Annotated in this window: 9 protein-coding genes; 4 read left to right on the top strand and 5 right to left on the bottom strand. The window is 64.5% G+C overall.

Annotated features, from left to right (window positions below):
* The first annotated feature begins 229 nt into the window (after positions 1 to 229).
* The gene (locus tag ACFSGJ_RS14965) at positions 230 to 550 is read left to right on the top strand and encodes a TerC family protein (RefSeq protein ID WP_183318934.1); all 321 of its coding nucleotides are present in this window, start codon (positions 230 to 232) and stop codon (positions 548 to 550) included.
* Positions 551 to 604: 54 nt separating this feature from the next.
* Here ACFSGJ_RS14965 and ACFSGJ_RS14960 read toward each other — a convergent pair whose 3' ends face one another.
* From ACFSGJ_RS14960 to ACFSGJ_RS14940, 5 genes are all read right to left on the bottom strand, one after another.
* Positions 605 to 1006: a single-stranded DNA-binding protein gene (locus tag ACFSGJ_RS14960; protein ID WP_183318936.1), complete on the bottom strand. Its 402-nt coding sequence runs from the start codon at positions 1004 to 1006 to the stop codon at positions 605 to 607.
* Positions 1007 to 1712: 706 nt separating this feature from the next.
* Complete coding sequence (locus tag ACFSGJ_RS14955) at positions 1713 to 2129, bottom strand: hypothetical protein (protein ID WP_183318938.1); 417 nt, start codon at positions 2127 to 2129, stop codon at positions 1713 to 1715.
* A gap of 162 nt (positions 2130 to 2291) precedes the next feature.
* Positions 2292 to 3227 (bottom strand): DUF2493 domain-containing protein, encoded by a 936-nt coding sequence (locus ACFSGJ_RS14950; protein ID WP_183318940.1) that lies wholly within the window; start codon positions 3225 to 3227, stop codon positions 2292 to 2294.
* Between the two features lie 330 nt (positions 3228 to 3557).
* Complete coding sequence (locus tag ACFSGJ_RS14945; RefSeq protein WP_183318942.1) at positions 3558 to 4598, bottom strand: DUF7146 domain-containing protein; 1041 nt, start codon at positions 4596 to 4598, stop codon at positions 3558 to 3560.
* On the bottom strand, positions 4598 to 8941 hold the full coding sequence (locus ACFSGJ_RS14940) for a strawberry notch-like NTP hydrolase domain-containing protein (RefSeq protein WP_183318944.1): 4344 nt from the start codon (positions 8939 to 8941) through the stop codon (positions 4598 to 4600). Before ACFSGJ_RS14940 ends, ACFSGJ_RS14945 begins: the two co-directional genes overlap by 1 nt.
* Before the next feature lie 183 nt (positions 8942 to 9124).
* Between ACFSGJ_RS14940 and ACFSGJ_RS14935 the strand changes: the two genes are divergently transcribed.
* From ACFSGJ_RS14935 to ACFSGJ_RS14925, 3 genes are all read left to right on the top strand, one after another.
* On the top strand, positions 9125 to 9400 hold the full coding sequence (locus tag ACFSGJ_RS14935; RefSeq protein WP_183318946.1) for an AbrB/MazE/SpoVT family DNA-binding domain-containing protein: 276 nt from the start codon (positions 9125 to 9127) through the stop codon (positions 9398 to 9400).
* Positions 9387 to 9776: a type II toxin-antitoxin system VapC family toxin gene (locus ACFSGJ_RS14930; RefSeq protein ID WP_183318948.1), complete on the top strand. Its 390-nt coding sequence runs from the start codon at positions 9387 to 9389 to the stop codon at positions 9774 to 9776. Before ACFSGJ_RS14935 ends, ACFSGJ_RS14930 begins: the two co-directional genes overlap by 14 nt.
* Positions 9777 to 9841: 65 nt before the next feature.
* Positions 9842 to 10702 (top strand): DMT family transporter, encoded by an 861-nt coding sequence (locus ACFSGJ_RS14925; RefSeq protein ID WP_390263476.1) that lies wholly within the window; start codon positions 9842 to 9844, stop codon positions 10700 to 10702.
* Positions 10703 to 10939: the final 237 nt, after the last annotated feature.

The following is a 10939-nucleotide window of genomic DNA, read 5'->3' as shown; positions in this document are numbered from 1 at the left end:
TCTGACATTGGGGTTTTATGGCGACTAGATGATTAGCTCCGCATGGTGCCGGTGAAACTCCTAAATGTTTCAACCAGGCTCGAAGTTGCTGTGCAGGAGCGCTCGAATACCCCATCTATTATAGTCGGAGTTGATTGGGAAAGCGACCCAGAATCGGCGTTTGAGGCCCTGTCAGCAAGAAAATGAACCCCGACTGATTCGGTCGCACGCCAAGCGAGCCCCGCGCACGATGATCGCGCCGACGGCAGATTCAAGTATCTGGATCGGCCTTGTCACCCTCATCGTTCTCGAAGTCGTTCTCGGCATCAACAACCTGGTCTTCATCGCGATGCTGGCGGACAAGCTGCCGTCCCATCAGCGCAACAGGGCGCGCATCGTCGGCCTGTCGCTGGCGCCCGCTATGCGCGTGGTGCTGCTCTTCTCGATCTTCTGGATCGTGAGGCTGACCTGCGCCGTGATGTCGGATCTCGGTCGGGATCGGATGAATTTGGCCTACGACGAGGAAACGCGGGCGATCACCGAAATCTCTTGCGTTAGTGCCGATCACTAGCCGCGACCATGAGGATTGCCCGGCGGCTGTTGCCGCCGGGCCTTCGACGCCCGCTCAGAACGGAATTTCGTCGTCGTCAATGACCTTGCCGTCGTCGTTCTGGGTCTGCTTCGCCCGGCTGAGGAAGTCGACCGTCTCGGCGATGATCTCGCAGCCGTAGCGGTCAACGCCCTGCTGATCGGTCCACTTGGTGTAGTGGATGCGGCCGCGGATCAGGACCTTCATGCCCTTCTCGCAGTGCTCCTGGACCGTCTTGCCGAGGCCGTTGAAGCAGGTGATGCGGTGCCATTCGGTGTCCTGCACCCGGTAGCCATTCTCGTCGCGGACGACACGGCCTTCCGAGTAGCGGGGGCGCGAGGTGGCCAGCGTGAAGTGGGTGATGCTGGTGCCGCCTTGGGTGGTGCGGGTTTCCGGGTCCTGGCCGATGTTGCCAGCGAGGATGACGATGTTCTGCATGGTAGTTCTCCGTTGCTTCATTCGGAAGGACCGTCCCTCCGATGATGCCCGGCCAAGACCGTCGGGAGATGCCTGCACTGACGCCGGAGCGTCAGCTTGACCCGTAAGGCCCGGAGTGGAGCGGGCAGGCGCTTCAGCGCCAACACGGTCCGGAGCCGCGCGGGTTGCGGTCAGAAACCGAACGGGCTTAGGGGATCAGTCAGGAGGAGGGATTGGTCCTTCAGAAGAAGCCACTGGAACGGGGACAGCCAGCAGAACCTTCCTCTTCATCCGCAACACGGACTGCGAAGGATCCGCCCCCCACTACCCTGGCGGCAGCACCACATTCATCACGCGGCCTGTCCCCTTCGCGGCCATCACTCGTCCGTGGCCGAGCCTTCAGCGCGAAGGGCTATCGGGTGGCACCGGTTGAAGAGAACCGGCATCCCTAAACGGCCGGAGCATCGGGGCAGCTTGCCCGTGAAGTATGAGGGATCGCCAGCCGCCTCGGTTACCACCTATTCCAAGACGGTCGATTGCTGCCGATTGACCAAGAGCTCGGCTGGGACCTGTCGCGAGGGTCGTCATTCCTGTGAAACAGACAAGGGAATCCGAGTGTGCGGTTCACAAGCGGCGAAAGCGTGGGCTGGCCGACGATGCTGCCCGTCTGTGTCCTGGCACCGTTGGCGTCTGTGTGCCGGCCACCTGGATCAGCTATCCAGTTGGGTCAGCGCGAAAGGACGACCGTGCCGAGGGCGTTGAGATTGGCCATCGCCGCCACGCCGACGATCAGCCCGCTGGTACCACACAGCATGTTGAGAAGGATGGCGGAGTCGATGGCGTTTTTGGCGACGCCATGGAAAAGAGCATAGCCGGCGATGAAGGCTGGTATGGCGAAGGCGGCAAGCGCAATGAGACGCAGAAACGGGTTCTTGGCAAAGCCGAGAATGGCGATGACCAGGCCGACGGAGAGCAATGCGGCTCCGATGGCAGCCAAGCCCGACATGACGAAACCGGCATCGGTCGCGTAGACGTGCTGGAAGGCCGCAATCCCGACCATCACGGGCAAAGCGTAGGTTGCGAAATTGAAAGCGATTACGCAGAGCGCAATCGAGAGGGAGATGGCGAGCAGGATGAGCGTCATGGGAACCTCCACATGATCAATGGAAAGATCACGACAGGCTGCCCGATGAATCGCTCCGCCTGCGACTATGCTTCGAACCGGTTCTGCAAGACGATATTCTTGGGCTGAGGGACCTACGCCGTCAAGTATCGGCGGCTTAAACTACCGCCGAGCGGCGGCGCTCTAAGCGCCGCCGTCGAATTTCATCACTGGGATGCCGAGCTTGCGGGCTTTGTCCGCGAGGTTCTCCTGGATCCCGGTGCCGGGGAAGACGAGGACGCCGATCGGCAGGACCTCCAGCATCTGGTCGTTGCGCTTGAAGGGCGCGGCCTTGCCGTGCTTGGTCCAGTCGGGCTTGAAGGCGACCTGCGGCACCTTGCGGTTATCCGCCCATTTCGCGGCAATCAGTTCGGCGCCCTTGGGCGAACCGCCGTGCAGAAGCACCATGTCGGGGTGCTTGGCATGGACCTGATCGAGCCTCGCCCAGATCAGCCGGTGATCGTTGAAGTCGAGCCCACCGGTGACGGCGACCTTGGGACCGGCCGGCAGCATCACCTCGGTTTCCGCCCGGCGCTTTGCGGCAAGGAAGTCGCGGCTGTCGATCATCGCGGCGGTCAGATTGCGATGGTTGACCATCGAGCCGGAGCGCGGACGCCAGGGCGTGCCGGTGTGGCGCTCGAACTGCTCGGCGGCGACATCGCGGAAGAGCTCCATGCTGTTGCGCCGCTCGATCAGGGTCTGGCCCTCTGCCGTTACGCGCTCCAGATCGACGGACTTCACCTCGCTGCCATCCTGTTCTCGTTGAAGGCGGCGCTGTGCCTGCTCGTTGTCGTCGAGCTCGCGTTCTACCCGGTTGGCGGCGCGGTGGAAGAGATTGACGGTCGACCAGAGCAATTCGTCGAGGTCGGGTTCGAGGCGGGTGTCGCACAGCGTGACGATCAGGGCATCGAAGATGTCGGCGACCGCGCCGGCGACGGCATTGCCTTCGGGAAGCGGCCTCGGATCGGCTTCGTCCTGAAACGGGCGCCAGCCATAGAGCTGGAGTTCGGTGAGGACATGATCGGTGGGGGAAGAGGTGTGGACCGGTTCGAAACCTGCATCTTCGTCTTCGTGCAACATCGGGTGCTTCCTTCGTTTGAAGCCGCGCCCATCGCGGCCTTCGCAGGCGTCGAAAGCCCACGGGCGGGACGGGCTGGCAGTCCTCGCGCTCGCGCGAGGGTCTTGATGGCCGTGTCCGGCTAATTTGCTTCGCGATGCAAAGGCGAGGCTCGTCCTCGCCGGCGGAAATTAGCCGGACGCGGCCATTGCCTGACCGGCGCGTTTGTGGGCCGATCGCCCTCTCGAGAAGGCCGTGGGCGCTGCCTCCACGACAGGCAGGAATCGCACCGATGTCCGAAGACGGCAGGTGAAGATGGACGGTCGGCGCGCGTCTTCTCCTGCCGATCTCCCTCAGCCCTCCATGAACCGGGCGACATCCTCAGGAAGAAGCTGGTCCTTCAAGGCCGCCCGCAAGGCATCGGCGCCGGCTTCGCGCAGATCCTGGTTGAAGTCCCCACGCATTGGCGACAATCCAACGGCTTCGATGCCGACGCTTTCAGCTCTGGCGATCAGGCTGTCTCTCGCAACGTCCCCCGCCGGGTCGCGATCTCTGAGGACATAGAGCCTCCGCAGCGACGTCGGGAACAGGATGGCGGCGAGGTGTGCGGCCGAGAGTGCTGCCAGCATCGGCATATGGGGCAAGACCATGCGGGGTGATAGCACGGTCTCGATCCCTTCGCCGGCGGCGAGCACCTCACCGGTGATCCCGAAACGGACCGCATGGCCGAGAAGATCGCCCATCGCCCGCCGCGGTGTCTCGACAGGCGCCTTGTCCAAGCCGTCCGGGTTGAGCCAGGTGCGATGCGCGCCGGTCTGTCGCCCGGCAAGATCGGTGACGGCAGCGACGATCGCCGGCCAGGTCTCAGTGGGCGAATGCTCGTCAGGCCGATAATAGCAGCGCGGATGGAAGCGCAGACTTCCGGTTCCGTGCAAAGCCGTAATGCCGCGATTGCGGAAATACGTTTCTGCAAGTGTGCCGCTGATCGGCTGCGACATGGCGAAAAGCCGCCGCGACGCTTCCGGCGACCCAGATGCTGCGGGATGGATATGAGCGTTCCGTGGTCTTTCCTGCGGTTCGGGATGCGGGAGAGAGAGGAAACGCCGTGCTTCTTCGGCCACGTCCTTGAAGTCTACCAGGCCCAGCGTCTCGCGGATGACGTCGAGCAGGTCGCCATGTTCGCCGGTTGCGGCATCGGTGAACTTACCGGCCGCGCCTTTGCCGGTTTCCGGGCCGGTAAGACGGACGAACATGGAGCGGCCGGGCGCGTTGCGGACATCGCCCACTACCCAGTAGCGACCGGCACGGTTGCCCGAGGACAGGTAATAGCGGCACACCGCCTCGGCCTGCCGGCCGAGACGGATCGCGAGGTCCGAGGCATCGTGACGCACCATTACGCGGCCTCCCGTTCGCCGACGCGCTCGACCGGATAGCGGTCGAGCAGCCTGGCGAGGACAACCGGTCCGTTGTCAGCGACCGGAACGAACATGCGCAGCTTCCAGGAGATGATCTCGTGGAAGAGGCCATAGGCGGTGAGACGCTCGCGCATGGTGTCGTCGAAGCCGGTGAGCTCGATCCGGTTGGCGCCCATGACGCGGCTGCGGCGAAGCTGCAGACCCTCGGCGAGGTCGAGGATCGTGCGGCCATCCATCAGTGCCATGAACGCATCGTCCGGCGCGAGCGAAGTCGTTCCGGTCGCGGTTGCATTGGCGGCCCAGGCCGGCGAGACCTTGCGACCGATGATCCGCTCGCCTTCATCGGTTTGGAGCCGATAGACGCGGGTGGATTCGTTGGGCAGCCGCTTCCAGATCGGCAGCAGCAGGCCGGTGACGATATGGATGGTCGAGTCGGAGAATTCCGGCACCTCCGCGACCTCGGCATTCCAGGCCTCGGCGAAGACATCATTGCCCGCTTCGATCCAATGGGTCTCGCCCATCATCCGGACCGGGACATTGTGCGCCTCCATCGGACGGAGCAGACGAACGCGGCGTTCGACCTCGCCATCGTCGAGCATGACGCTGGTGGTCGGGATCTGGACGGCTGCGCGCCCGGATCGCTCGTTGATCAGGAGCTTCGCGCGGGGATCGCCGAGGTGATCCAGAGCGGCAGTGAGCGTGACCGGATGGTTGCGCTCGCGCTGTGTGATGGTGAGGAGCTGCGTCTGCGCGCCGGTGCCCGGATGCGTGTAGATGGTCTGACGGTCGGTCACCGTGAACCGCTCCGCCGTCAGCGTCTCCAGTCCGACATCATAGGTTCCAGACGCGATAGCGCCCTCGATCTTCGCATTGAGCAATTGCTCGAAAGCGGTGAAGAGGATGCCCTGAAGCTCGATGGTGAGTGCGAGCAGTCGATTGAGGAAGGTCGTGATCGGCGGCAGATCGTCCTTGATGCCGGTGGAATCCATCAGCTTCAGGCCGGTGGCGGCTTCGAAACGGTCGAGCGAGCAGCCCTCGACCTTGCCGCGCACCAGCAGCAGATAGAGCTGGCGCAGCGCATCGCGGGCATAGTGCGACTCCAGATTGTCCTCGGGCCGGAAGAGACCCTGGCCGCCGGTCTGGCGCTGGCCGCGCGTGATCGCGCCCAGCGTGTCCAGGCGGCGGGCGATGGTCGAGAAGAAGCGCTTTTCGGCCTTCACGTCGGTCGCGATCGGCCGGAACAAGGGCGGCTGCGCCTGGTTCGTCCGGTGCGTTCGGCCGAGCCCCTGAATGGCGGCATCCGCTTTCCAGCCGGGTTCGAGCAGATAATGGACGCGCAGCCGCGTATTCCGCGCTGACAATTCGGCGTGGTAGCTGCGGCCGGTCCCGCCGGCGTCCGAGAAGATCAGGATGCGCTTCTGATCATCCATGAAGGCCTGCGTCTCGGCGAGATTGGCGGCCGCCGCACGGTTCTCGACCACGAGTCGATCGACACCGCCCGGGCTCGTTTTTCGGATGATCCGGCGCGATCGGCCGGTGACCTCGGCGACGGTATCAATCCCGAAATGCTGGACGATCTGGTCGAGCGCGCCCGGCACGGGTGGCAGGCTGGCGAGCTTCTCGATCAGCGCGTTGCGCCGGGCGACCGCCTCACGACTTTCGACGGGCTGGCCATCACGATAGACCGGACGCGACGATAGATTGCCCTCGCTGTCGGTGAAGGGCTCGTAGAGCTGCACCGGGAAGGAATGGGCAAGGTAGTCAAGGACATATTCCCTCGGCGTGATGTCGACGCGGACGTCGTTCCACTCCTCGGTCGGAAGCTCGGCGAGCCGTCGCTCCATCAGCGCTTCGCCGGTGGAGACGATCTGGATGACGCCGGCATAGCCTTCCTCCAGATCGTGCTTGATCGACCGGATCAGGGTCGGCGTCTTCATCGACGTCAGCAGATGGCCGAAGAAACGCTGCTTGGCGCTCTCGAAGGCCGAGCGGGCTGCCGACTTCGCCTGCCTGTTCAGCGTGCCCTCGGTACCGGTGATGTTGGCCGCCTCCATGGCCGCGTCGAGATTGTTATGGATGACCGCGAAGGCCCCGGCATAGGCGTCGTAGATGCGGGTCTGCTCCGGCGTCAGCGTGTGCTCGACCAGCTCATATTCGACGCCATCGAAGGAGAGCGAGCGGGCGGTATAGAGGCCGAGCGCACGCAGGTCGCGTGCCAGCACCTCCATGGCGGCGACACCGCCAGCTTCGATCGCCTCGACGAACTCGGCGCGCGTCGAGAACGGAAAATCCTCGCCGCCCCACAGCCCGAGCCGCTGGGCATAGGCGAGATTGTGAACCGTGGTGGCGCCGGTCGCCGAGACATAGACGACGCGCGCGTTCGGAAGTGCGTGCTGGAGCCGTAGGCCCGCACGGCCCTGCTGCGAGGCGGCGATGTCACCGCGTTCTCCCTTGCCGCCACCGGCGTTCTGCATCGAATGCGCCTCGTCGAAAATGATCACTCCATCGAAGTCGGAGCCCAACCATTCGACGATCTGCTTGACGCGCGAAACCCTCTCTCCGCGATCGTCGGAGCGTAGCGTGGCGTAGGTTGTAAATAGGACGCCTTCCGCCAGCGAGATTTGCTTGCCTTGCGGGAAGCGCGACAGCGGCGTGACCAGCAATCGCTCCATGCCGAGCGCCGACCAGTCGCGCTGCGCGTCCTCCAGAAGCTTGTCCGACTTCGAAATCCACACCGCCCTGCGGCGGCCCTGGAGCCAGTTGTCGAGAATGATCGCGGCGGACTGACGGCCCTTGCCGACGCCGGTGCCGTCACCGATCATGAAACCGCGGCGGAAGCGGACGGCGTTCTTCGCATCCTCGCGCGCGGCGGTGACGACATCGAAGGTGTCGTCGATGGTCCAGGACCCGGCGAGATAGTTGGAATGGGCCTCGCCGGCATAAACCACGGTCTCAAGCTGGGCGTCGGAGAGCAGCTCATGGACATTGGCAGGGAGCCGCGGGCGGTAGCTCGGCTTCGGCGGCGCGACGCTGGCCATGGCCGCCGACTGCACGAGCTTGGTCGGGTGCGCCTGAGAGCCGGCGATACGGATCGCTTGAAGTCCGTATTCCTCATAGATGGCATCGGAGAGCCGGCCTGCTTCGCCGTCCTGCCAGTCGACGGTCTCATAGGCAAGCGGCAGACCCTCGGGCTCCGCCATCGGCGCGGCTGGAGCGGCTTTGGCAGCACGGTTCAGATAGCCGCGTACACTGCGGGGCGTAGACACGGCCGGTACAGGAACGACAACGGACGGAGCGACCGGAGGCCGTGCCGGCAGGAGCTCGTCCAACCAGCCCATCAGCGTGGCGGTGTCGGAGGCGACGCCGGGGGAAGCTGGAAAAGATGACGGGTCGTCGGCGGGCAGCTTGTCGATGACGGTCAGGCGCGTGTCGATGGTCGTGCCGTGCTTGGCATAGACCGAGCCGTCGATTGCCGCCGAGAAGACGATGCGGCCGCGCTCCTGCAGACGGGCGAAAGCGGAAGCCCAGGCCGGATTGTCGGGCGCGAAGCCGGCGCCGGTGATCGTCACAAGCCGTCCGCCGGGAGCGAGACGCGCGAGCGCCGAGGCCACATGGCGGAAGGCGGCATCCGCGACGCGACCCTCGACATTGGCCATGACGGAGAATGGCGGATTCATCAGCACCACGCTTGGCGCCACGGCCGGATCGAGATGATCGTCGATCTGGGCGGCGTCGAAGCGCGTGACGGAAACGGCCGGAAAGAGAGAAGAGAGAAGACCGCCGCGCATCTCGCCGAGCTCGTTGAGCATGAGGGTGGCGCCGGCGATCTCGGCGAGGATGGCGAGCAGGCCGGTGCCGGCCGAAGGCTCCAGCACACGGTCGGCCGGTGTGATGGCGGCGGCATTTGCCGCGACCAGGCCGAGCGGGATCGGGGTGGAGAATTGCTGGAAGGTCTGAGCTTCCTCGGAGCGGCGCGTGTGCGTCGGAAGGAGGCTGGCGATTTTCGTCAAAGCGGAAAGGCGAGCAGCCGGAGACGCGGCTTTACGGAAAAGCGCCGTTCCGTACTTGCGCAGGAAGAGGACGGTTGCGGCCTCGCAGGCCTCGTATGCCGTTTTCCAGTCCCAAGCGCCGGTGGCGTCGGATGCGCCGAAGGCGCTTTCCATCGCGGCGCGCAGCGTGGCGGCGTCGATGCGCTGGCCGCGTTCAAGATGGGGGAGCAACAGGCCCGCCGCCGCGAAGACGGGAGCGGATGTGTCAGCGTCGGAGGCGAGCGGAAGCAGCGCGGCGGCCGAAGCCGCGGCGAATGGAGAAATCATGTTCATGAAGAAGACCTCGGGAGAGCAGAACGGGATCGAGCCCGCGCAGCGCTCTCTCTCGACCGCACAGGCTCAAACCCGTCCCGGCCTTCCTCTGGCTCTAGGAACGGCGTCGGAGTCCGCGCCGCTTGAACCGGAGGCCAGCAAGGAGTATCTTACGTTTGTCTTACATCTGAAAGGTTCGGGCCTATGGCCAACGCAGAGAAGCTCATCACCACGGTTTCCACCAAGGGACAGGTCATTCTGCCGAGCGCCATTCGCCAGCGGCGGGAATGGCAGGCGGGAACACGGCTGACCGTCGAGGAGACGGCCGAGGGCGTGCTGTTGAAGCCTGCGCCAGCCTTCGCGGAGACGCGGCCTGAAGACGTCTTTGGCGTGCTGCCTCACAAAGGCAAGCCGAAGAGCCTCGAAGAGATGGATGCTGGCGTGCTCGCCGAGGCCAGGCGCCGGCATGCTCGCGGTTGATACGAACCTGATCGTCCGCTACCTGACCGGCGATCATCCGAAGCAATCCCCACGCGCACGCGCACTCATCGATGGCGAACCCATCTTCGTTGCGGCCACGGTCATCCTTGAAACGGAATGGGTGTTGCGCAGCACCTATGCCTACCGGCCGGCGGACGTCGCACGCGCATTGCGCGCGTTCGCAGGACTCCCCACGGTAACGATCGAGGATGGAGCCGTCGTCGCAACCGCGCTCGATCTGGCCGAGAAAGGCATGGACTTCGCGGACGCGCTGCATCTCGGCAAATCCACGCATTGCTCGGGCTTCGCGACCTTCGACCGGAAGTTCGTCAAGGCGGCCAGGGCGAGCGGCCACGAGAGCGTGCGGGAAGCGTGACTGCTGCCGGCGGACAGCCGAGCGGAGTGCGCTCTCATCCGTCGCCCGTTTCCGGCCCGGCTTTGGTGCTTGCCGCGGCCGTTCTATGGGGGACAGTCGGCATCGCTTCGCGGCTGCTCTACGGGATCGAGGACATCCCGCCGCTGGTCGTCGGCTTCTTCCGCCTCGCGCTGGCCGTCCCGCTACTGGGTCTCTGGTGCTGGTGGCGGCTCGGTCCGGAGACCTTCCGCTTCGACGGCAGCGACCGCCTGCGCATCGCCGGAATCGGGCTCACCATGGCGGCCTATCAGGCGTGTTATTTCCAGGCCGTCGCCGATGTCGGCGTTGCCCTGGCAACCCTTATCACCATTTGCTCGGCGCCTGTGATCGTCAGCATTCTGGCGATCATCCTGTTACGCGAGAAGGTATCCCGCACGGTTGTCACCGCGCTGGGGCTTGGCCTGATCGGCACCATTCTGCTGATCGGCACGCCGCCAGCCGAAGACGCCGATCCGGCGGGCATCTTATGGGCATGTGGCTCCGCGCTCTCCTATTCCGGCTTCGTGCTGCTGAGCCGAAGCCTTGCCGGTCGACACGATCCCGGAAAGATCATCGTCACAGGATTCGGCGCGGGTGCGGTGATGCTGCTGCCGCTCGCCATTGCGGCCGGGATGACGCCGGGCGTTTGGACAGGACAGGTCTGGGCCGCACTTCTCTATATGGGCCTGGTTCCGACAGGCTTGGCCTATGTGCTCTATTTCCGCGGGATGAAGGCGACGCAGGCCACGCCTGCCAGCATCATTGCGCTGGCCGAGCCGCTCACGGCGACGACGCTCGCCTTCGCTCTGTTTGGCGAGACACTCGGGCCGTCCGCCATAGCCGGTGCCATCTTGCTGATGGTGACGATGGTGCTGCTGGTCCGAAGTCGGCCGCGCCCCGGTTCGTGAAGGCGGTAGTTTCGCGACCAGTTCAGTTGCTCGATGCAGTCGAGCGGCGCCTGCTCACAATGGCATGAATTGTGGCTGCTCGTGGATCAGTCTTCGGCGGAAGCGCTCTGCCGATCCTTGTACCACTGGAACAAGGCGGCCTTGTCTTCCTCGGGGCTGATATATCCTGTTCGTGCCCAGGTGAGAAGTAACAGGGCTTGTCCGCACAATTGTTTGGCATGTTGCTGGAGCCGTTCG

It is taken from the genome of Halodurantibacterium flavum (genome assembly GCF_042681825.1).
Lineage (GTDB): Bacteria > Pseudomonadota > Alphaproteobacteria > Rhodobacterales > Rhodobacteraceae > Halodurantibacterium > Halodurantibacterium flavum.
This window is presented reverse-complemented; position numbering and strand designations above follow the sequence as displayed.